Annotated in this window: 18 protein-coding genes, 1 pseudogene and 1 riboswitch; of the genes and pseudogenes, 4 read left to right on the forward strand and 15 right to left on the reverse strand. The window is 71.8% G+C overall.

The features are described from left to right. Positions 1-2,556, reverse strand: coding sequence for a molybdopterin oxidoreductase family protein (locus Sfr03f_RS22735; protein WP_108955832.1), 2,556 nt, complete (start codon positions 2,554-2,556; stop codon positions 1-3). A 255-nt stretch (positions 2,557-2,811) separates the two neighbouring features. On the opposite strand from Sfr03f_RS22735, the gene Sfr03f_RS22740 reads away from it, so the two are divergent. Further along, positions 2,812-3,135, forward strand: coding sequence for a plasmid stabilization protein (locus Sfr03f_RS22740; protein WP_108955833.1), 324 nt, complete (start codon positions 2,812-2,814; stop codon positions 3,133-3,135). Between the two features lie 35 nt (positions 3,136-3,170). Here Sfr03f_RS22740 and Sfr03f_RS22745 read toward each other — a convergent pair whose 3' ends face one another. Together Sfr03f_RS22745 and Sfr03f_RS22750 are read right to left on the reverse strand one after the other, a co-directional pair. Next, entirely contained in the window at positions 3,171-4,040 is an 870-nt protein-coding gene (locus Sfr03f_RS22745) for a zinc-binding dehydrogenase (protein WP_108955834.1), read from the reverse strand. Between the two features lie 374 nt (positions 4,041-4,414). Then, positions 4,415-4,843 (reverse strand): annotated as a pseudogene (locus Sfr03f_RS22750) (DUF6766 family protein); the annotation flags it as partial. Positions 4,844-5,242: 399 nt separating this feature from the next. Between Sfr03f_RS22750 and Sfr03f_RS22755 the strand changes: the two are divergent. Then, positions 5,243-7,621: an Orn/Lys/Arg family decarboxylase gene (locus Sfr03f_RS22755; RefSeq protein ID WP_108955835.1), complete on the forward strand. Its 2,379-nt coding sequence runs from the start codon at positions 5,243-5,245 to the stop codon at positions 7,619-7,621. 83 nt (positions 7,622-7,704) lie between these two features. Here the strand turns inward: Sfr03f_RS22755 and Sfr03f_RS22760 are convergent, their stop codons facing one another. Then, a complete protein-coding gene (locus Sfr03f_RS22760) occupies positions 7,705-8,097 on the reverse strand; it encodes a hypothetical protein (protein ID WP_108955836.1) in 393 nt (130 codons plus the stop codon). A 62-nt stretch (positions 8,098-8,159) separates the two neighbouring features. Continuing rightward, a riboswitch (cobalamin riboswitch) is annotated at positions 8,160-8,282 on the reverse strand. Positions 8,283-8,608: 326 nt separating this feature from the next. On the opposite strand from Sfr03f_RS22760, the gene Sfr03f_RS22765 reads away from it, so the two are divergent. Together Sfr03f_RS22765 and Sfr03f_RS31555 are read left to right on the forward strand one after the other, a co-directional pair. Further along, the gene (locus tag Sfr03f_RS22765) at positions 8,609-9,031 is read left to right on the forward strand and encodes a hypothetical protein (protein ID WP_108955837.1); all 423 of its coding nucleotides are present in this window, start codon (positions 8,609-8,611) and stop codon (positions 9,029-9,031) included. A gap of 93 nt (positions 9,032-9,124) precedes the next feature. After that, a complete protein-coding gene (locus tag Sfr03f_RS31555) occupies positions 9,125-9,247 on the forward strand; it encodes a hypothetical protein (protein ID WP_281262847.1) in 123 nt (40 codons plus the stop codon). A gap of 131 nt (positions 9,248-9,378) precedes the next feature. Here Sfr03f_RS31555 and Sfr03f_RS22775 read toward each other — a convergent pair whose 3' ends face one another. The 11 genes from Sfr03f_RS22775 to Sfr03f_RS22825 form a co-directional block, all read right to left on the reverse strand. Beyond that, positions 9,379-10,152: an SDR family NAD(P)-dependent oxidoreductase gene (locus Sfr03f_RS22775; protein ID WP_108955838.1), complete on the reverse strand. Its 774-nt coding sequence runs from the start codon at positions 10,150-10,152 to the stop codon at positions 9,379-9,381. Between the two features lie 280 nt (positions 10,153-10,432). After that, positions 10,433-11,347 carry an alpha/beta hydrolase gene (locus Sfr03f_RS22780; RefSeq protein WP_108955839.1) on the reverse strand — a complete coding sequence of 305 codons (915 nt, stop codon included), beginning with the start codon at positions 11,345-11,347 and terminating at the stop codon, positions 10,433-10,435. A gap of 140 nt (positions 11,348-11,487) precedes the next feature. Beyond that, positions 11,488-11,622, reverse strand: coding sequence for a surface protein (locus Sfr03f_RS22785; protein WP_108955840.1), 135 nt, complete (start codon positions 11,620-11,622; stop codon positions 11,488-11,490). A gap of 31 nt (positions 11,623-11,653) precedes the next feature. Beyond that, positions 11,654-11,845, reverse strand: coding sequence for an acyl-CoA carboxylase subunit epsilon (locus tag Sfr03f_RS30370; protein WP_159105713.1), 192 nt, complete (start codon positions 11,843-11,845; stop codon positions 11,654-11,656). Beyond that, the gene (locus Sfr03f_RS22795) at positions 11,842-12,507 is read right to left on the reverse strand and encodes an antibiotic biosynthesis monooxygenase (RefSeq protein WP_108955842.1); all 666 of its coding nucleotides are present in this window, start codon (positions 12,505-12,507) and stop codon (positions 11,842-11,844) included. Before Sfr03f_RS22795 ends, Sfr03f_RS30370 begins: the two co-directional genes overlap by 4 nt. After that, positions 12,504-13,367, reverse strand: coding sequence for an NAD(P)H-binding protein (locus Sfr03f_RS22800; protein ID WP_108955843.1), 864 nt, complete (start codon positions 13,365-13,367; stop codon positions 12,504-12,506). Before Sfr03f_RS22800 ends, Sfr03f_RS22795 begins: the two co-directional genes overlap by 4 nt. A 203-nt stretch (positions 13,368-13,570) precedes the next feature. After that, positions 13,571-15,112 carry an acyl-CoA carboxylase subunit beta gene (locus tag Sfr03f_RS22805; protein WP_108955844.1) on the reverse strand — a complete coding sequence of 514 codons (1,542 nt, stop codon included), beginning with the start codon at positions 15,110-15,112 and terminating at the stop codon, positions 13,571-13,573. Continuing rightward, positions 15,109-15,861, reverse strand: a complete 753-nt coding sequence (locus Sfr03f_RS22810; RefSeq protein WP_159105714.1) for a 4'-phosphopantetheinyl transferase family protein — start codon at positions 15,859-15,861, stop codon at positions 15,109-15,111. The genes Sfr03f_RS22805 and Sfr03f_RS22810 overlap by 4 nt, the downstream gene beginning before the upstream one ends. A 1-nt stretch (position 15,862) precedes the next feature. Next, positions 15,863-17,248 carry an MFS transporter gene (locus Sfr03f_RS22815; RefSeq protein ID WP_108955846.1) on the reverse strand — a complete coding sequence of 462 codons (1,386 nt, stop codon included), beginning with the start codon at positions 17,246-17,248 and terminating at the stop codon, positions 15,863-15,865. 128 nt (positions 17,249-17,376) lie between these two features. Continuing rightward, positions 17,377-19,704: an SDR family oxidoreductase gene (locus Sfr03f_RS22820; protein WP_281262848.1), complete on the reverse strand. Its 2,328-nt coding sequence runs from the start codon at positions 19,702-19,704 to the stop codon at positions 17,377-17,379. A gap of 2 nt (positions 19,705-19,706) precedes the next feature. Then, on the reverse strand, positions 19,707-20,642 hold the full coding sequence (locus Sfr03f_RS22825; RefSeq protein ID WP_108955847.1) for an aromatase/cyclase: 936 nt from the start codon (positions 20,640-20,642) through the stop codon (positions 19,707-19,709). Between the last annotated feature and the right edge of the window lie 25 nt (positions 20,643-20,667).

The following is a 20,667-nucleotide window of genomic DNA, read 5'->3' on the forward strand; positions in this document are numbered from 1 at the left end:
TCAGCCCTTCGTGCCGGTGGTGGACGTCGTGCCTCCGGAGCCGGGCGGCTGCGGAGGGGCTTCCGGCTGCCGCGGGGGCCGCGGCGGTTCGCAGGCGTCCGGGTGCTCGCGCTCCTCGGCGCCGGGGCCGCCGACGGTGGCCGGGACGCCGTCCGGGTCGGCCGGTGCCGACGCGGTCGTGGTGGGTGCGGGGGAAGGGCCGGTGGCGTCCGCCATCCTCACGACCTTGACGGTCCCGATCTTGAACAACGGCTGCTTGGAGACGGGGTCCCATTCGGTGATCGTGAGTTCGTTCGCCGCGCTCGGGCTGCCGCCGGGAGCGGCTCCGTCCGTTCCCGGCCGGTCCCAGTAGCCGTAGTGGAACGGTGTGAACACCACCCCGTCGCGACCGCGGCCGATCCGCGCCGGCCCCTGCATGGCTCCTCGCGGTGACTCCAGCCGCACCAGGTCGCCCTCGCGCACGCCGAGCCGTGCCGCGTCGCCGACGGACAGCTCCACCCACACTCCGGGTGCGGCGCGCTGCAGTTGACGGGAGCGCCCGGTTTTGGTGCGGGTATGGAAGTGGTAGGCGGTGCGGCCGGTGGTGAGGACGAACGGATACTCCTCCCCCGGGCTCTCCGGCGGCGACACGTAGGGGGCGGCCTTGAAGAAGGCGCGGCCGTCGGGGTTCTTGGCCCGGTACTCCTGCTCACTGAGCGCCCCGCCGGTGAGCAGGTCGTGGCCGTAGGTCTCACAGACGTCCGGGTGGGTGGGGAACTCGGCGTCCGCGTACAGGCGGTCGGTGCCCTCGGGAGCCTGCTCGTTCACGGGCCAGGGGATGCCGCTGCCGCCGCGCAGCCTGTCGTACGTCAGGCCGGTGTAGTCGACGAGGCGGCCGCGGGTGCACTCCTTCCACGCCTCGAACACCTCCTCAGGACCGGACCAGGTGATCAGCGGGGCGCCGTCCTTGTCGCGGAAGTCCATGCGGCGGGCGTAGTCCAGCCAGATGTCCAGGTCGCTGCGCGCCTCGCCGGGCGGCTCGACCGCCTTGTCGGACAGGTGCACGGTGCGGTTGACGTTGGTGAACGTGCCCTGCTTCTCGCCCCAGAGGGCGGCCGGCAGGACCACGTCGGCGTAGCGGGCGGTCTCGGTCAGGAAGCCGTCCTGCACGACGGTGAAGAGGGATTCCTGCTGGAGGATCCTGCGGATCCGGGGCAGTTCGGGCAGAGAGACGGCGGGGTTGGTGCCGGAGATCCACAGCAGGCCGATCGATCCCTGTTCGCAGTAGCGCCAGATCTGCATGGCGTGGGTCGGCGGCGCCCAGTGCGGAACGGTCATGGGGTCGACGTTCCACAGCTTCGCCAGTTGCCGGACGTGCTCGACGTTGTCCCAGTTGCGGAACCCCGGCAGGTCTCCGTCCGCGCCGCACTCGCGGGTGTTCTGGGCGGTGGGCTGGCCGTTCATCTGCAGGATCCCGCATCCGGGGCGTCCCAGCATCCCGCGCAGCAGGTGCAGGTTGTTCACCGCGCAGGAGGCGGCGGTGGCCTGGTGGGACTGGAAGAAGCCCTGCAGGACCGTGGAGAGCACCCGCTCGGAGGTTCCGAAGATCCGCGCCGCGCGGCGGATGTCGTCGGCCGGGACCCGGCAGATGCCGGCCGAGTGCTCAGGGGTGTACGGCTCGACGGTGGCCTTCAGCTCGTCGAAACCCAGGGTGTGCGCCTCGATGTACCGCTCGTCCACCCAGCCGTTGTGGACGACCTCGCGGATCAGGGCGTTCATCAGTGCCTGGTTGGTGCCCGGCAGCGGTGCCAGGTGCACCCCGCCGGTGGCCCGCGCGGCTTCGGCGACCTTGGTTGTGCGGGGGTCGACCGCGACGATCCGTGGCGGGTTGGGGCCGTGGATCCGGTCCAGGACGCGCATCCACAGCACGGTCTGGGTCTCGGCCATGTTGTGTCCGAAGAGGAACACGGCATCGGTGGCTTCGATGTCGCTGTAGCTACCCGGCTGCCCGTCCGAGCCGAAGTTCTCCTTCAGCGCGGCGGCCGCGGTCGCCGTGCACAGACGGGTGTTGCCGTCCATGTGCGGCGTTCCCAGCCCGGCCTTCCCGATCACGCCCAGGGTGTAGTACTCCTCCAGGAAGAGCTGCCCGGAAGTGTAGAAGCCGTGGCTGAGTGCTCCTGCGTCGGTCGCCAGCAGCTGCCGCGAGCGTTCGACGATGCGGTCCATCGCCGTGTCCCAGTCGCTCTCGACCAGGGCGCCGTTCCCGTCGCGGACCAGCGGCCGGGTGAGCCGGTCGGTACGACTCCACTGCCACGATCCGTACAGCCCCTTGGGTCCCAGCCGGCCGTGGTTGACGGTGTCGGCCGCACGGCCCCGGATGCCCACCATGCGGCCGTCCTTGACCGCGATGTCGCAGCCGCATCCGTTGCTGCACAGCACGCACGCCGACTGCACCCACCGGTCCACGTCCCCCTCGGACACCGAGGAGTCGAAGTGGGTGTCGACGCGCACCGGCCAGGGAGTGTCCCTCGCGTGCGGGGTGCGGGCGCCCCAGATGTCCGCGATCCGGTCCTTCACGGGCACTCACTCCTGGTTGGCGGGGATTTATGGCGGCCCACGTGTACCCGCCTGCCGGCCACGGCAACCCGCGCACAGGAAAGACCACCGGTCCGCCGCACGTCGGGTCAGGCGTCATGTGCGGACCTGTGTCGGTCGAGCGCCTGGGCGGCCGCCGTCGACGGCCGTTTCACTCAGTGACGAAGGGAAACCCTGCCTGGACCGATCGCGTCGTCCGACGCACGGTCGGCACGCCGACACCGGAAGGAGGCCGACATGCCCGCAGGTTCCAGCTCCAAGCGGGAGCGCCAGTACGAGCACATCAAGGACAGCGCCCAGGAACGTGGCGCATCCGAAGGCCGGGCCAAGGAGATGGCTGCGCGCACGGTGAACAAGGAGCGCGCACGGTCCGGCGAGGCCAAGTCCTCGAGCAGCAGCTCCACGAAGGGCAAGTCGCCGTCGCAGCGCGGCGGGGAAAGGTCCGGCAGCGGTGGTGCGGGCCCCACCCGGGATCAGCTCTACCAGGAGGCGAAGAAGAAGGGCATCGACGGCCGGTCCTCGATGAACAAGGACCAGCTCGCCAAGGCCCTCGGTCGTTGAAAGCGGGCCCCAGGCCCCGCCCACCCCGTCCGCGCCTACCCCCGTCCGGGACGGCGCGGACGGGGTGGGCGGGCTTGCCGAACCTTGCTCTGCGCGGGCACGGCCAGACAGGACAAGCCGCTCAGGACTTGTTGCCCGGCTGATTGCTTCCGCTCCCCCGGTCCGTTGCCGCCGGTCCCTGTGTGCCGGCGGTGGTCGCAGTTGCTGAGGGTGAGGTTCTTCATGAACGCCTCACCGAACGGGTAGTGCCCCACCTGCGGCGGATACACCCCCACTGTGCCGATCGTGCCCGCCTTCGCCACCATGTGCACCGCCCAGCGTGCCGCCAGTGAGGGCGCGTCCCCCGGCACCCACGTTCTCCCGGGGGCCGCCTCGTCCCGTTCGTGGTCGAACTGCTCACCCAGGTCTGGAGCGCGTCGGCCGCCGGCCCCGTGGGAGGGACGCTGGGCGTCCACGCCCACGGCGTCGATCACCCGGTCCGCACCATTTCCGCCGGTCAGCTCCATGACGGCTTCGACCGGGTCATCCGCGTTGAAGTCGACCGTCTCGGCGTGCTGGTCGCGGGCCAGCTCCAGCCGGTCGGGCACACCGTCGACGACGATGATCCGTCCGGCTCCCTGCAGGCGGGCGCAGGCGACGGCAGCCTGCCCGATCGGCCCGGCCCCGACGATCGCTACCGCATCACCGTCGGCGATCTCGGCCAGCCGCGCCCCGGACCAGGCCGTGGGATAGACGTCGGAGAGCAGGATGGCCTGCGCGTCATCGACGGTGTCGCCGAAACCAGCCGGTCGCCGGCGTTGCGGTGGTGGGCCGTGACGGTTCTGGACACCGTTGCTCCCGTCCTTCTCTCCCACCCCAAGGTGATGCACGCGGCCGCTCGTGCCGACACGAGTCTGGTCGGCCACCCGGCACGGGACATCCCCTGGGCCGGAAGGAAGCTCCTTCTCGGCTCACGGCGCGCCGCAGCACACGCGTCAGCCCGGACGCCTGGTGGTGCCGACCCTTGCGGCGCGGCACCATGGGCGGCTCATCCGCTGACCCGCAGCGACGTGGAACCGCGGTGGCCGGCCGCTCCACCTGTCCGATTGTCACCTTCAGATCCTGCTTGGGCGCGATGTTCCAGATACGACGGCGAAACGATGCGGCACACCGGATGACGCCGCGATCCGACGCACGGTGAACATCGTCGTCAGGTCACCGCCTTCGGGCCGGCAGGGCGCTCACTCACCCGTCAGAATGTATGTTCGCCGAAAAGCCATGCTCATATCACCACACGCGCTCAGCCCTCCACTCCGGTGACGGAGTGGGAAGCCCCAACCGGCTTGGACTCCGGTGATCCGCGCTGCCGCAGATAGATCGCGAAGATGGCCATCGAAGCGACCGCCAGCAGCTCGGACTGCCAGTTCTGCAAGGTGCGGCTCCAGAAGTCCGCGGAAAGAAGGTCTTCGGCCCAACTAACAGGAGCCTGTGACTGGCGCAGCTGCTCCTCGTTGTATGCGGCGCAGCCCGTGACGGACTGGGCCAGCCAGGACAGGAGGAAGATGCTGCCCATGACCAAGCCGAGTGAACGGGAGTGGACGGCTTGGCGCCAGCCGCTGTACGCAGCCCAGCGCGGGGAATCCTCACGGGCGTGTTCGCCGACCATCTGGCCCTTGTCCGACTCGGTACCGGACCTGTCGACAACGGCGCGCCCCTTGCTCCCGGCCTGGTGTGGCCCAGCCCATGAAACCCGTCCTTCCGCGCCGCCTCCCACTGCCGGCGCTTCGCGCCCTCATCGCGGGCATGACCGAGCCGTGTCGTGAACAGGAGCAAGACCTTCTTCCTCTGCTTGTCTGCGTCGGGCTCCACCAGTCGGAGACGACCGTCCATCGCTGGTGCCTGATCCGGTCGGGAGCGGGCGTCCGGGGCCGCCGACGACGGGTGACACGGCGCCGGCCCGGCGGCAGGACGTCGTTTCTCCGGATGCCGCACCTGCTTGGCGATGCGTCAAGGAGCGGTTCCGGCTGCCATCCGTTGGAGTCGGTTGACCGGCGACTGGAACAGCGTGGTCGGGCGGGCCGTGAACGCTGGTCGCAGGTGGCGTGGGCCATCAGGCGAAGGGGGCGGCATGGCCGAGGGCACGGTACTCGTTGCGGTGACGGAACATCAGGAGGGTGGAGGTGTCGCTGCCGGGCAATTGACGCGCATCGCCGAGGCGATCCGGGCGACCGGCCTGCAGGTCCGGTGGGTGGTGAACGCCGCGGACGCTGATGCGGTGCTCAGGACGGAGGCCGGCCTGTCCGCCGCGGTGGTTGCCTGGGATCTTCCGCCCGGAGCCGAGGACGGGCCGGGCGGCGCGACGGTTCTGCGTCGGATCGCGAGCCGGTTCCGTGATCTGCCGGTGTTCCTGGTCATGGCGGACGAAGGGCTGCGTGAGCTGCCGCTGTGGGTGTCGCAGTCGGTGGTGGGCTACGTGTGGCCGCTGGAGGACACGCCGACGTTCATCGCGGGGCGGATCTCATCAGCCGCGCGTGCCTACCAGGACGCGCTGCTGCCACCCTTCTTCAAGGCCCTGCGGCGCTTCGACGACGCGCACGAGTACTCGTGGCACACTCCGGCGCACTCCGGCGGTGTCGCCTTTCTCAAGTCACCCGTGGGGCGGGCGTTCCACGACTATTACGGGGAGCGGTTGCTGCGCAGTGACCTCTCGATCTCGGTGGAGGAGCTCGGCTCGCTGTTCGAGCACACCGGGCCGATCGGCGAGGCGGAGCGCAACGCCGCCCGGGTCTTCGGCTCCGACCACACATACTTCGTCCTGCACGGCGACTCCACCTGCAACCGCCTCGTCGGCCATTTCAGCGTGACGCGAGACGAGATCGCCCTGGTGGACCGCAACTGCCACAAGTCGGTCCTGCACGGGTTGGTCGTCTCCGGCGCCCGGCCGGTCTACCTGGTACCGACCCGCAACGGCTACGGGCTTGCCGGACCGCTGCCACCGGCCGAGATCGCGGCGGCATCGGTTGCGGCGAGAATCGCGAAGAGCCCTCTCACGAGGGAGGCGCTGTCGTCCCGTGCCCAGTACGCGGTGTTCACCAACTCCACCTATGACGGCCTGTGTTACGACGCGCCGGCAGCGGCCCGCGCCTTCGCGGCCAGCACACCCCGGCTGCACTTCGACGAGGCGTGGTTCGCCTACGCCCGCTTCCATCCGCTGTACGCGGGGCGCTACGGCATGTCCGTCGACGAGACGGTCTTCCCCGGCTCCGACCGGCCGACGATCTTCGCTACCCAGTCCACCCACAAGTTGCTGGCCGCGCTGTCACAGAGCGCCATGGTGCACGTCCGGACCGCCCCGCGGGCGCCGGTGGAGCACGACCGGTTCAACGAGACGCTGATGATGCACGGCACGACGTCTCCGCTGTATCCGATGATCGCCTCGCTGGACGTGGCCACGGCGATGATGGACGGTCCGCAAGGGCGGTGGCTGGTCGACGAGGCGGTCACGGAGGCGGTCCGGCTCCGCCAGGAGATGGTGCGGATCGGGCGGCGGATCAAGGCCGCCGGGGACCGGCCGCCCTGGTTCTTCGGAGTATGGCAGCCGGACGAGGTGACCGACCCCGCGGACGGGACGCGGCTGCCGTTCGACGAGGCTCCGGCGGAACTGCTGCGGACCGAGGCGTCCTGCTGGCACCTGGCACCCGACGCGGACTGGCACGGCTTCACCGGCCTGACCGACGGTTACTGCATGCTTGACCCGATCAAGGTCACCCTGACCTGCCCCGGGCTCGACGCGGCCGGCGTGATGTCCGACCAGGGCATCCCGGCGCGGGTCCTCACCGCCTACCTCACCAACCGCGGCATCGTCGTGGAGAAGACCGACAGCTACACCACGCTGGTGCTGTTCTCCATGGGCATCACCAAGGGCAAGTGGGGCACGCTGCTGGACGCCCTGATGGACTTCAAGGACCTCTACGACAGTGGCGCACCACTGGACCGCGTGCTGCCCGCCCTGGTCGCCGATCACCCGCGGCGCTACTCAGGGCGGAGGCTGCGCGACCTGTGCCAGGAGATGCACGCCCATCTGCGCGACGCCCGCCTGGTCGAACTGCTCGACACGGCCTTCCAGCAGCTCCCGGAGCCGGTCGCCCCGCCGCAGGTGTGCTACCAGCGCCTGATCCGCGGTGGCACGGAACGGATTTCTCTGGCGGACGCACCGGGCCGGGTCGCGGCGGCGATGGTTACGGTGACGCCGCCCGGCATCCCGGTCCTCATGCCGGGCGAAAGCGTCGGGGAGGAAGGCGGTCCTCTCCTGCGCTACCTCCGCGCCCTGGAGGCCTTCGACCGCCGCTTCCCCGGCTTCGGCAGCGAGACGCACGGGGTGACCCGGGCCCCCGACACCGGCGATTACCTGATCGAGTGCCTGCGCCGGGACGAGCAGGAAGGCCCCCTCGGCACCACGACGCCGGCCCAGCGAAGGAGCGAACGGAGCGCCAGGACGACGGGGTGATGCCACCTCACCTGAGGCCACTTCGGCGGCGCCCACGACCTGGTGGTGACGGACAAGGCCCGCCCGCCGCGCCGCCGTGTCGCTCAGCCGGTGGCACGGCGGCGCGGCGGGGTGAACACGTACAGGCCGAGGATGTCCGGGAGGGGGGCCACGCCGGGTCCTCCGGCGCGCACCCAGGCGGCGATGTCCTCGGTGGCGTCCGGATCGTTCACCAGACCCAGCCACACCGGCCGTGCCCCGGCAGCGCGGCCGGCCGCCGAAGGCCGCACCACCACCACGTTGGCCTGGTCGCACGCGTCGAGGCAGTCCGATATTCGCACCGGCACAGCCGCGCGCAGTCGTTCGATCTGCGCCGCATGATCGACACCGGTCACCTTGGAGGTGCCGCAGCAGCAGTCGCGGCACACGACCACCCGGTAGGGCACCGGATCCAGCGACGAGCGGTGCCGGCCGTCTCCGTCGGGCTTCTCGGGCATGGCCGAGCCTTCCTCTCTCCGGGGAGATCCGCCCCGGGGTTCCGTCGAGGAGGCGACCGCGTGAGTCTCCTGGCTCTCGGGTCGTCGCTCGTCCCGGTCTTCCCGCCCTCGGGGGCAGTGGCCTTCATGGGATCCGCTCGCCGATCACAGTGGCGGGACCGCGCCGGATTCGCACCGGCTTCCTCGTACCGCCGTCGCCCTGTCACCGTCATCATCGCTCACCCGACTTCCTCACCCTCACGCACCACGTGCTCGGCCTGCTGACCGGCCGCCGAGGAGGAACCGCTGAACGCCCGGCCGAGCACGCCGGCCACAGGCGCCCGGGCCACGTTGCAGCATCCGCTCAAGGGGGCGGCCGCGAGGGAGTCACGGCGGACTCCCGTCCGGCGGCCACCAGGTCCGCGGCCCCAGAGGCCGGTTCGTCTCCATCAGCAGCCTCGGTGTCGTCGCCGGATCCCCGGCCGGGCCGCACCCTTGACCTCAACCTTGGTTGAGGCGCAACACTCGGCACATGGCGACCACAAGGAGCAGCACCATTCTCTTCCGCAACACCATGCGCATCGCGGACGGTCACCTCGACGGTTTCCGGCGCGCCATCGCGCAGGCGGTGGCATTCGCTCAAGAGCACGGCCCTCAGCTCATGGTCGACGTCTTCATCGACGAGGAGCGGATGTTGGCGCACAGCTTCCAGCTCTACCGCGACTCCGATGCCATCCGCGCCCACTGGCGGCTCTCGGATCCGTACATCCGCGAGGTGATGGAGCACTGCACCGTGCAGCACTTCGAGATATTCGGTGCACCGGACCATGACATCGTGGCGGCTCTCAGGACCCCCGATGGCGGATCCTTCCCCTTCGTCGTCTCGCCGCGCCTCGCCGGCTTCGACCGTCTTGGGGAGTCCGGCGTTCCTTTCCGGCCTGAGCAGGGCTGCTGACGCGGCTCGCCCCCGGTCGAGCCGGGCGGAGAGGAGGACGGGGACGTCTACGTCTTCTTCGTCACCGGAGCCGGCCAGGCGGATCTTCTGGAGGTGGCGTCCCGCGTAGCCACGCTGCCCGGGGTCCCGGCCGGAGTCGTCGCGGTCGTCAGTACCGACGAGGCCGAGGAGTTCGGTCTGGGACGACGGGTGGCGCTTCCACTGCCTGGACTGTGAGGACCGGTGCGAGAAGACCGGTGTGAGGTCTCCGCGCTCCGGTCGGGGCAGTTCGCAGCGTTCCCGGACGGGCCGGCCCGTACCTCGCCGGGGAACACCCGCCGTCGCCGGTGCGATCCGTCGGCGGACGGTCACCAGGCGCCCGCCCCGCCGTCCACCGCCAGCGTCGCACCGGTGACGAAGCCGGCCAGGTCACTGCACAGCCACGCCGCGGCCTGCGCCACCTCCTCCGGGTCGGCCACCCTGCCCTGCGGGTTCCGGCGCCGCATCCGGTCCTCCGCGCCCGGATCACGGGCGAAGACGGCTTCGGACATCTCCGAGCGGGTGAGGCCGGTCGCGAGGGCGTTGACCCTTATGCCGTGCTCGGCGTACTGGGCCGCGGCCGACTTGGTCAGCCCGAGCACGGCGTGCTTGGCGGCGACGTAGGCAGGACCGGCGGAGGTGGCGCGCAGTCCGGCCACGCTGCTGTTGTTGACGATCGCGCCGCCCGAGCCGCTCGCGAGCATGGCCTTGACCTGGTACTTCATGCACAGCCAGACGCCCCGCAGATTGACGTCGAGCACCGCGTCGAGCTGTGCGTCGTCGGTCTCGTGCAGGAGGGCCGGCTTCGTTGCCACGCCCGCGTTGTTGAACGCGGCGTCCAGCGTGCCGTACCGCTCGACCGTCAGGTCGAGGGTCCGCCGCACGTCATGGGCGTCCGACACGTCTCCCGCCGACCAGGAGACCTCGGCCCCCTCGGCCCGTAATGCGTCGGCCAGGGCCTGCAGCCTCGCCCCGCGGCGCGCCATCAGCACGAGTGTGGCACCGTGCCGTGCCGCCACCCTCGCCGCGGCCGCCCCGATCCCGCTGCTCGCTCCGGTGATCAGCATGACCTTCCCGGCCAGCATCCCCGACTCGTCCTTCATGTGGTGGCCTGCTTCCTGTGTTCGTGCCCACGGTCGCCGAGGCGCATGTGCGCCACGGCCCGTCCCGGCCCGCCCACCAGCCGCCGTGCCCCGACGCCCGCGCGGTCGGCCTGCCGGGCTGGGAGCGGCCGGCGGTTCCGTCAGGTCCCGACCGCTTCGGCGACGAACCGGCGGACAGGGACCGGGTGATCGGCCCAGATCCTCGCACGCGCCCCGCCGGGCCGTCCACGAACTCCTGCGACAGCGCGGGCCGGTCCTGGGCCACGGCCGTCATGTCCGGTCATGCCCGGGCGGGCTCGGGCACCCGGGCGGCGTCGGGCCGGATCCCGTCCGTCCCCGGAAGGAGACAGCTCTCCAGGAAGGCGAGTGCCTTCAGGTGGTACGCGCGTGCGGCCCAGCCGAGGCTGATGTTGTGGCCCGCACGGGCGGCACGGTCGACGACGGTGTGCGCGGGGGCCAGGTGGGCGACGAGGTCCGCCACCGCCTCGTCGTCGTGCCGCCACCAGTACTCGTGCTCGGCGAAGGTGAACCGTACGGGCACGCGCACCCCGGCCGCGACGGTGGGGAAGACCTCCGGCCAACGCGCCGCCTCCGTCCATTCCCGCGCCGGCATCGGCCGCACCAGCTCCGTGGAGGCGCGGAACGTACCCGGTGGATACAGGCTCAAGGGACCCCAGTTGCGCTTCCAGTCGCCGCCCCGTGCGGACGACCGCCGCGGCGGCGTGGCGTACCGGTGACCGCATCCGGAGATGTCGAGGCCCAGCAGCCGGCTGGGGTCGGCGGCGGCCGCCGCGGTGAGGGCCAGCTTCCCGCCGTAGGAGTGGGCGAGCAGGAAGTAGCCGGCCCCGATGTCGTGGTGTGCGGCGAAGTCGCGCAGCAGGTGGTTCAGCGTCGTCGCCTGCTCCGCCAGGGACTGGCCCTCCGGCAGCGCCGCCGCGGAGTGCCCGTAGCCGGGGCGGTCCACGGCCAGGACCGTGTAGCCGAGCTCCGCGCCCAGACGCAGCAGGGAGAGATCGGGGTGGGCCGGTCCGTCGAAGTACCCGGCGCTCATGCCGCCACCGTGCAGTGCGACGACGGTGGCCCGCGGCCTCCCCCGCGGAACGGCGAGGAGCCCGGACAGTTCGACGCCGCCGGCGTCGAGCAGCACGCGTCGGGCCGGGGAGGACGGGACGGGGAGCGCGGTGTGCGGTGTCATACGGGATCGGACTCCGGTCTTCGAGCGGCGAGCGGCGAGGGTGGCGGGAAGCGGCGATCTTCGAGCGGTGAGGGGGTGGGGAGCGGCGGGGGGGCGGCGGGCGGCACGCACCTCGGGTCCGTGCGTGTCCGCCCCGCCCGTCAGTCCAGACCCCGCAGGATGTGCGGCTCGGCCTCGTTCTCGTCCTCGCCCGCCAGGAGGGGGGCCGGCGGACGGGCGGCCTCACGGGAGTTGGCGGGATCGGGGAGGTCGAGCTCTGTCGGTTCGGTTCTCATCTGCTGCCTTCCTGACTCGCTCGGGGCGCTCTCAGGCCCGCCAGCTGCGGGGGCCCGGAAAGCGCGGGGTCCGTTCGGGGCGGCTCCACCGGGGCCCGGTCCGCCGCCCGGGGACGACGGGGGCCTGGGGCCGGCGGCAGGTCAGCACGGTGACCAGGACGGCCAGTTCCTCGGGGGTCGCCGCGCCCTTCTCGACGCGGATCACGTCACCGGGGGATGTCACGCGCGCACCTCCTCGGCGTCGATGTGGGCGGTCACCGTGCACAGGAGGTACTCGGGCCGCGCGGCCTCCAGCCGGGCGATCTCCTCCTGCCCACGGGGCAGGCGGGGGTCCGCCATCCAGGCCCGGTACGACTCCTCGTCCGCCCATTCCGGGTAGTTGACGAAGGTGACGCCGTCGAGCCCCCGGTAGGGGGTGGCCCGGATGAAGCCCGGATGGTGGCGCTTCCACTCCTCGCTCCGTTCCAGCAGCCCCATCAGGGAGTGGAAGGAGGCCCCGTCGCGCAGGTGTCGTGTGGCGACGGCGACGACGCCGGGGGGCTCGCCCTCCTGGGGACCGGTGATGCCCGGCACGGGTGTCCCGAGGAACTCGACCACGGGCCGGTTCCCCGGGCCCCGTCCGCCCTCGCGCAGCGCGGCGGGCAGGACGCCGTCCTCGACGGCCGCCGCGTGGTCCTTCCGGTCGCGCCAGAGGATCCGCGTGACCACCCGGGTGTCGTCGGTGGTCCGGTGGACGCGGGCCGAGACGAACCCGGGCCGCCGGGGCAGCCGCTCGGCCACGGCCTCGGCGAGGACCGCCCCCAGTCTGCCGGCCGCCGCGGGCCGGCGGACGCCGAACACGTGGAACGCCGCGAAGCCCGCCTTCTGCGGGATGACGGCGCTCACCGGAACGCGTCGGCCCGGTCGAGGGCCCACTCGCGGAACGTGCGCGCGGGCCTGCCCGTCAGTTCTCGCACGGCGTCGGACCTCACTTCCGGTGTGGTGGTGAGCTGGGCGAAGTAGTCCAGTGCGCCGTCCGCGTACGAGGCCGGCCAGCCGGAGTCGACCATCGCCCGGCGGGCGGCGTCGTGTTCGATGTCCTCCCAGCGCAGTTCGCGCCCGATCACCTCTCCGATGATGCGCACCTGTTCCGCCTGGGACACCTCCTCGGGGCCGGAGACCAGGTACTTCTTGCCGGCGTGCCCGTCGGTGGTGAGCACCGCGGCGCCGACCGCGGCCAGGTCCCTCTCGTCGACCGAGGTGCGGGTGGCCGCGCCGTAGGGGTAGCGGACGACGTCGCCGGCCCGGATCTGCGGGGCGAAGCCCAGTGCGTTGCAGTGGAACCCGGTGGTGCGCAGGAAGGTCCAGTCCAGGCTGGTGCCCTCGAGCAACTGCTCCATGTAGGCGTGGCAGTTGTTGTCCACCGGCTCCAGGCCGATGTGCACCCCGACGGAGGAGACGAAGGCGACCCTCCGCGCCGTGGCCTCGATCTTCTTCACGACGGCCGGGGCCGTGTCCACGTTGAGGGTGAAGAAGGGCCACATGAGGAAGACGCCGTCGACGCCGTCCAGCGCGGCGTCGAGGCTGTCCGGGTCGGCGAGGTCTCCGTGGAAGACCTCCACCCCCTCGGGCAGCCGGTCACGATGGGGGTCGTCGGGCAGTACGAGGGCCCGGACGGAGACGCCCGCGTCCAGCAGACGGGCCGCGGCGTGCGGTCCCAGGTTCCCGGTGGCCGCCGTGACGAGGACGACGTTCTGTGCGCTCATTTCGACTCCTTCGAAAGGACGGGCGCGGCGGACGGCCGCTGCTTTCCGCCGCGGCCTTTTCCCCTTGCTTTCACGTTGCTTTCACGAATGACCCGAACAACAGGATCGTCGGCGGAGGATCACGCTTCAAGAAATCGCGCGTCAGACATGTACAAGGGGCTGTCACGTCAATGTCAATTCTTCGCCGGCGGGTTCCCGCCCGGTCACTGCGGGGGATTTCCGTGCTTGCGGGAGGGAAGGCCCGCGTGCTTGTCCCGCAGCATGGCGAGCGCCCTGATGAGGACCGAACGGGTGTCACGCGGGTCGATCACGTCGTCGACCAGGCCGCGTTCGGCCGCGTAGTACGGGTGCATGAGCGCGGTCCTGTACTCCTCGATCTTCGCCGCCCGTACCTCGTCCGGGTTCGGGGCCGCGGCGATCTCACGCCGGAAGATGACGTTCGCGGCGCCTTCGGCCCCCATGACGGCGATCTCGTTGGACGGCCAGGCGAAGGCGAGGTCCGCGCCGATCGACCGGGAGTCCATGACGATGTAGGCGCCGCCGTAGGCCTTGCGCAGCACCAGGGAGACGCGCGGCACGGTGGCGTTGCAGTACGCGTAGAGCAGTTTGGCCCCGCGCCGGATGATTCCGCCGTGCTCCTGGTCGACGCCCGGCAGGAATCCGGGGACGTCCACCAGCGTCACGAGCGGAATGTTGAACGCGTCGCAGAACTGGACGAATCGAGCCCCCTTCTCCGACGCCTCGATGTCGAGGACTCCCGCCATGGACCGGGGATTGTTCGCGACGATTCCCACGACGTTCCCGTCCATTCGGGCGAGGGCGCAGAGGATATTGGGCGCCCAGCCGGGGTGGACCTCGAAGAACTCCCCGTTGTCGACGATCTCCTCGACCACCGCGCGCATGTCGTAGGAGCGCCCCGGTTCGCTGGGCACGAGGTCGAGCAGGGCGTCGCAGCTCCGCTCCGCGGGGTCGCCACTGAACTCGTGCGGCGGCAGGTCGCGGTTGTTCGAGGGGAGGAGGCCGAGCAGGTGGCGGACGTCCTCCAGGCAGCTCTCCTCGTCGTCGTAGGCGAAGTGCGCCACCCCCGACGTGCCGGCGTGCACGTCGGCACCGCCCAGGGCGTTCTGGGTGATCTCCTCGCCGGTGACGGCGCGCACCACGTCCGGGCCGGTGATGAACATCTGCGAGGTGTCGCGGACCATGAACACGAAGTCGGTGAGTGCCGGGGAGTACGCGGCCCCGCCGGCGCAGGGGCCGAGCATCACCGATATCTGCGGGATGACGCCGGAGGCCCGGGTGTTGCGCCGGAAGATCCCCCCGTACCCGGCGAGTGCCGTCACCCCTTCCTGGATCCGGGCGCCGGCCCCGTCGTTGAGGCTGATCAGGGGAGCGCCCGCGGCTTCGGCCATGTCCATGATCTTGTGGATCTTCTGGGCGTGCGCCTCGCCCAGGGCGCCGCCGAAGATGCGGAAGTCGTGGGCGTAGACGAAGACGGTGCGTCCGTGCACGGTGCCCCAGCCGGTCACGACGCCGTCGGTGTACGGCTTCTTCTCCTCCAGGCCGAAGCCCGTCGCCCGGTGCCGGCGCAAGGTTTCGACCTCGGTGAACGACCCCTTGTCCAGCAGGAGCCCGATCCGCTCGCGCGCCGTCAGCTTGCCCTTGGCGTGCTGCGCCTCGGTGGCCCTGTCGCTCGGGCCGCGCAGGGCCTGCGCCTTGATGTCGGTCAGTTCGTCCAGTCGGTTCACGGACTTACTCCTTCACGATCCACGGAATGGGGGTACGCCGGGTGCGGCAGCCTGCGCAGGACCGGGGGGCCTACCCCCGTCCCCCGGACCGCCACCGCGGCGCTGTGGCCGGGGCCGCAGGGAAGGTCGAAGAAGGACCAGCCCCGGGGCCCGCCGCCGTTGCCGCCGGCGCCTGGGCCTGTGCCGGTGCCGGTGCCGGTGCCGAGACGGTCGAGCGACGCGGGGCGGCACAGCCCTGTGCCCAGTGCCTTGAGGTAGGCCTCCTTGCGGGTCCAGATCCGGGCGAACGCCCGGCACCGGTCCGCCCCCGCCCGCGCGGCCAGCTCCCGCTGCTCCTCCGGGTGGAGGGCGCGGGTGCACGCGGCGACCGTGCCCGCCGACGGGATCCGCTGCACGTCGGCGCCGACCCTCGCGGTGGAGACCGCGATCAGCACCATGCTGCCGCTGTGCGAGAGCGAGAACTGGAGCGCGGCGTACGGAGCGGCCAGCACGGGACGCCCGTGCGGGGCGCCGCAGCGGGCGCAGGGCAGCCGCTCGAACGGCACCTCCCGGGCGGGAATCCGCAGGTGCCGGCCCAGGATCTCGCGCAGGGCGGTGTGCGCCGCGGCGTACCGGGCCCCGTCGTCCGGGCGTACGAAGGACCGCGCACGACGCCGCTCGCGGGCATCCAGGACGGCGGTGTCGAGACCGTCCCACGGTGCGGTGCGCAGCCACACCTGCACCTCCTGCCGGTGGGCGGGCCCAGGCACGTCAGCCCCGCCCCGCCCGACGGCGCAGTCCGGTCAGGGCGACGAGGAACCCGCCGCCGCCCACCGCGGCGACCAGTCCCGCCGCCGGACCTCCGCCGGCCATGACCGCGGCCACGACCGAGAGCGTCACCAGTGCGCCGGTCTGTACGGCCGTCTGGTAGACGGCCCCGGCGGCGCCCCGTCCGGCCGCCGGCACCTCCGCCGTGGCCTGCAGGTTCAGTGCGGCGAAGGCGAGCACGAAGCCCGCCCCCACCAGGAGCAGCGCCGGCAGCATCCCGGTCGCGTACGACGTCGGGTGCGGCCCCCACTGGTACCAGGCGTAACCGGCCGTCGGCAGGAGGAGTCCCGCCGCGACGAGCCGGGGCGCGCCGAAGCGGGCCACCAGCCGGCCCGACAGCAGGGCCGTCACGACCAGGGGGGCGCCGGCCGGCAGGAAGGCGCAGGCGGTGCGCAGGGGGCCCCAGCCCAGGTCGTGCTGGGTGCGGTAGCTGAGGATGAGCAGCAGCCCGAGGTGGGAGCCGTTGAGCGCGGCCGCCGCGAGCGCGGAGCGGATCATCGCCGCGTTCGCGAGCAGCCCGACGGGTATCAGCGGCTCGGGGGCCGACCTCTCCGCCAGGACGAAGCAGACGCCCAGCACGACCGTGCCGGCGAAGGCCGCGACGACCCGCGCGTCGCCCCATCCCTGCTCCGGCACGTGCACGACGGCGTACACCAGGGTGAGCAGGGCGCCGCTCAGCGCGGCCGCGCCGGGCAGGTCGTAGTGACGCGGTCCGGCGGCGGACGGCGGGTCGGCGGGGACCAGGCGCAGTCCGGCGGCGAACAGCACGAGGACCACCGGGGCGGGGAAGGCCAGCACCCAGTGCCAGTCCACCGGCGTGAGCAGGCCGGACAGCACCAGTCCCGCGGTGAACCCGCAGGCGCCGAAGAAGGTGTAGACGGAGACCGCGCGGTTGCGGTCCGCCCCCTCGCGGAAGGCCGTGGTGATGATGGACAGCCCCGTCGGCGCGGTGAGGGCGGCGCAGAAGCCCTTCACCACCCGGGTGACGAGCAGAAGTCCGGGGCTGTCCAGGAACCCGGCCGCGAGGGAGGCGAGCGCGAAGGCCAGGAGTGCGAGGAGGTAGACCCTCCGCCTGCCCAGCAGGGCGACCACACGTCCGGCGAACAGCATCAGCCCGCCGAAGCCGAGGGCGAAGCCCGTCATGAGCCACTGCGCCGAGGTGACCGGGAGGGCCAGGTCCGCGCCGATGGCGGGCAGGGCGACGATCAGCACGGACACTTCGAGCGCGTCGATGAGCATGTTGCCCGCGAGCACGGCCAGCAGCGCCCACATGCTCGGGCTCCACACCGTGCGCACGGAGGTGCCTGCGGAGGTCTGCAGCGTCGTCATGGCGTTGTCCGGTACCTGTTCGGAAAGCGGAAAGGGTGCGGGGAAGTGGGTGCGGGGAAGTGCCGGGGCGGAGGGCGGCCGTGCCGGGGCGGCCGCCCCCGCCAGCGCGGTGGGAGGCGCCGGTCTCCTCAGCCCAGCAGCGTGCCGCCGGTGGCGTCGACGAACGAGCCGGTGATCCAGCGGGCGTCGTCGGAGGCGAGGAAGGCCACCACGTCGGCGACGTCCTCGGGCTCGCCCACCCGGTTGAAGGCGGACATCGCGGCCATCTGCTCCACCGCCTCGGGGATGTCGAAGACCGGGGAGCCGTTGCGGGTGATGCCGGGCGCCACGCTGTTGATGGTGATGCGGCGCGGGCCGAGGTACTTGGCGAAGTGCAGGGCCAGTTGCTCGACCGCGCCCTTGGCCATGGCGTAGGCGATCTCGTCCGGATTGGCGAAGCGGGTCAGACCGGAGGAGATGTTGATGATCCGTCCGCCGTCGCGCAGGTTCTTCAGTGCGCGCTGGATGAGGAAGAACGGGGCCTTGGCGTTGACCGCGAAGATCTCGTCGAACCGGTCGGGCGTGGTCTCCTCGGGCTTGACTCCGCCCATCACCCCGGCGTTGTTGACCAGGATGTCGAGGGCGGTGCTACCGGTCCGCTCCCGCAGTCCCTCCTCCAGGCCGAGGAAGAGCTCGTGCACGTCGCCGGGGACACCGAGTTCGGCGCGCACGGTGAAGGCCCGGCCCCCGTCCTTCTCGATCGTGGCGACGACGTCCTCCGCCTCCTCCTTGCCGCGGGCGTAGTGCACGGCGACGAGCGCGCCGTCCGCCGCCAGCCGCAGCGCGGTCGCCCGGCCCATGCCCCGGCTGGACCCCGTGACGAGTGCCGTCTTTCCGGTGAGCCTGCCCATGTCGTTCCTCCGCTCGGTGACAGATGTGGTCGGTGTTGCGGTCTGCGCGGCAGCCGCCGCCGGTGGGGTGGGTTCGGACGCCGGCAGCCCGAACCAGCGCCGCAGGACGGGTACCAGCCCGTCGGTGTCCGTGCCGGCGGACACCACGTGGCCGTCGGGCCGGACGAGGACGGTGTCCGCGCCGGCCAGGGGGTCCGGCCCGTCCGTGTCCGCCGGGCGGGCCGCCACCGCGGTGACCCGGTCGGTCCAGTCCGCGGCGGTCTCCCGCAGCCGGGCGAACCGGTCGTCGTCGCCGGACAGGTCGAGCAGCAGCCCGCGCCCGGTGCGCAGCAGCGCGGTCGTGGTCGTGGTGCTTCCCGGGGCGGTCTCCAGCCGCAGTTCGGGCAGGCGGGCGCCGAGCAGGGGGTGTTCGCCGCCGCCCACCTCGTACCGCACGTCCAGGCCGGAGATCATCCCGGCCAGCCGCGCGCGGCCGTCCGGCAGGCCGATCATCTCGTCGATGACACCGCGCAGGTCCTCGGCCTCCGGGCCGCCCAGCAGGAGCGTGGCCTGGGCCCTGATGTTGGCCAGGGTCCGGCGCCCCACGGGGTGCCGCTCGTCGTGGTAGCTGTCGAGCAGCCCCTCGGACGCTCTGCGGGACACCTGGACGGCCAGCTTCCAGCCCAGGTTGTACGCGTCCTGCAGGCCGAGGTTGAGTGCCTGGCCGCCGATCGGCATCTGCTGGTGGGCGGCGTCTCCCGCGTAGAGGACGCGCCCGTCGCGGTAGCGTTCGAGCTGCCGTGACGCGTCGCCGAAGGAGTTGACCCACAGCGGGGTGCCGTGGCCGATGTCCTCGCCGGTGACGCGCTCCCAGGTGCGGGCGAACTCCTCGAAGGAGGGCTCCTCACCGCGCTCGCGCGCGACGCTGCCGAACTCGTGCACCATGACACGGGTCACCCCGTCGGGCCGGCGGGCCGCGATGGCCAGACCGCGCTCCAGCCGTTCGAAGCGCCGGTCGGGGACCTCGATGCCGGCCACGTCGGCCCTGAGCAGTTCCCGGGAGGCGTCCGCGCCCGGGAAACGGGCCCCGGTGAGCCGGCGCACCGTGCTCCGCTCGCCGTCGCAGGCCACCACGCACAGCGCGCGCAGCCGGACGGTGCCGCTGGAGGTGGCCGCCTCCACCTCGACGTGGTCGTCCTCGACGGTGAGGCCGCACACGGTGTGCCCGCGGCGCACGTCGGCGCCCGAGGAGACGGCCCAGGCGCCCAGGACCTCCTCGACCTTCGTCTGCGGCACCTTCCACTGGCCGGGGTAGGGGCTCGGCAGGGTCAGGTCGAGGGGGATGCCGCCGAAGTGGCCCCTGGGCTGGTTCGGCGGGACGCCGACGGCGTCGAGCAGGCCGCGGCTGTCCAGGATCTCCATGGTGCGGGCGTGCAGGGTGGAGGCGCGCGACTCGGTGGTCGGCGCCGTGCGCTGTTCCAGCACGACGACGTCCGCGCCGCCGAGCCGCAGCTCGCCGGCGAGCATCAGCCCCACGGGGCCGGCGCCGACCACGACGACCTGGGTGTCCAAGGGGGTGCTCGCCACGCTCAGCGCCTGCTCTCGGCGTAGTCCTTGGCGTGCCCGAGCGTCGCGCGGCTGTTGGTGCTCAGCGCGTTGTGCACGTACGTCCTGGCGTCCTCCACCGTGGCGTCCGGCCCCAGCACCCGCTCGATGTTCGCGGTGTTGAGCACGACCGTGTGCTGGGAGGAGGCCCGCACCCCGTCCCCGTCGTCCTCGAAGGTCCAGTAGCCGGTGTGCAGGGTCATGAGCGCGGGCAGGGTGACCTGCTTGTAGGCGATCCTGTGGTTCGGGAAGCAGACGCGGTACGACTTGGTGGTGTGCACGCTGCCGTCCTTGGCGCGGGTGTCCATCTCCAGCGTCTGCAGGCCCACCGCGTCCTCCTCGAGGCGGACCTTGGCCACGTGCGGCAGCCGCTCGTCCCACTTGTCGGCCTCGTTGACGAAGTCGTAGACGTCCTTGGCCGAACCGGCGATGCGCACGGTGTCCTCGAAGGAGAACGTCAGGTCCCGGTCGGCGTGCGCCCGTTCCACGTTGCTCTTCAGCGCGGCGAGCTCCGAGCGGGAGTTCTGGTCGACCGCCTCGTCGATCCACTTCAGGGAACCGGGGTCGTCGTCGACGGCCCGGTAGTCGTGCAGCAGCCGGACCCGGGAGCGCGCCTCGGTGACGCGCTCGATGATCCAGGCCCCGCCCATGGACGCGACGGGCGGCGCGGAGACCTCCTGCCGGAAGTCGATCCGCAGGGCCCGCTCGTCGAGGGTGCGGCGTGAGGACCAGCTCTTGGCCTCGCCGTTGGCGGTCGCCCAGATGCGAATGCGCTCCTGGTCGCCGGTGCGTTCGACCTGCTCGACGAAGATGGTGGGCGGGAAGATGCGCGGCCAGTTCTCCACGTCGGCCAGCAGCCGGTACACCTCGGCGGCCGGGGCGTCGACGGTGATCTCGTGCTCGACCTCACGGGTCGTCATGACGGACTTCCTTCCTTCACGTGGG

Source organism: Streptomyces fragilis, from assembly GCF_003112515.1.
Lineage (GTDB): Bacteria > Actinomycetota > Actinomycetes > Streptomycetales > Streptomycetaceae > Streptomyces > Streptomyces fragilis.